The organism is Ochrobactrum sp. SFR4 (assembly GCF_019730395.1).
Classification (GTDB): domain Bacteria; phylum Pseudomonadota; class Alphaproteobacteria; order Rhizobiales; family Rhizobiaceae; genus Pseudochrobactrum.
Window position 1 is genome coordinate 1 of sequence record NZ_JAAPBB010000747.1, and the last position, 274, is coordinate 274.

General features: G+C 52.9%; 1 protein-coding gene. It reads right to left on the reverse strand.

Going from position 1 to position 274, the window contains the following annotated elements:
* Positions 1–274: response regulator transcription factor (locus HBA93_RS21065; protein ID WP_221724568.1), on the reverse strand; the 274-nt coding region annotated here is incomplete at both ends.

The following is a 274-nucleotide window of genomic DNA, read 5'->3' on the forward strand; positions in this document are numbered from 1 at the left end:
TTCAGTCAGGCGGATTTTATCGCCTTTCTGATCCAGTAGCAGCTTCTGGCTTGGTTTGAATGTGTAAGGGCCAACGATGAACGTCGCGTCTTCGCTTTGTTCATGCTGGCGTAGCTGTGCACGGATACGGGCAAGCAGCACCGCAAAGCGGAACGGCTTGGTCACGTAATCATTGGCGCCTGATTCAAAGCCGAGAATGGTGTCGCAATCGGTATCATGACCGGTCAGCATGATGATAGGCGCTGTGAAACCACTGGCGCGCAGCTGTTTAACT